Below are 513 nucleotides of genomic sequence, written 5' to 3' on the forward strand. Positions count from 1 at the left end.
TAGGACAGTTTGAGCAATCGGAGCAATACCTCATCCAATCCTTGCTTGCGCGTCAACTTGAGGAGGCCCCACTCAAAGTGGCGCAAGTCGAACACAGCCTAGCTCGGATGTATAACAAATCGAAAGATTTCGATAAGGCCATTAACCACTACCAGAATTCATTGAAAATCTTGGAAGAGCTCCACTATCCGTATGGACAAGGCTTGGCGTATTTGGGTCTTGCTTCCGCCATTGCTGAAATTGGCAACCTTGAACAAGCCGTCAAATACATTAACAAAGCACTCGGTTTGGGTGAGCGATACGAAAACAACCATTTACAAACCGAGGGGCATTTAGCCGCTGGTTTTGCTTATCTGAAAAATGACGCGCCAGAAAAGGCGATCGAGCACGGTAAAGAAGCGTTCACACTAGCAATGGAAAATTCAAGGCCATTGCTACAAGCGAGAGCACAACTGTTGCTGTCCAATGCTTACCAAAAACTTGGGGATTACAAAGCGGCGCTAAGTCACTATG

General features: G+C 46.4%; 1 pseudogene. It reads left to right on the forward strand.

Annotated elements, in window-relative coordinates:
- Nucleotides 1–513, forward strand: a pseudogene (locus tag R8N47_RS28490) (GGDEF domain-containing protein); the annotation flags it as partial.

It is taken from the genome of Vibrio sp. 2132-1 (assembly GCF_033344315.1).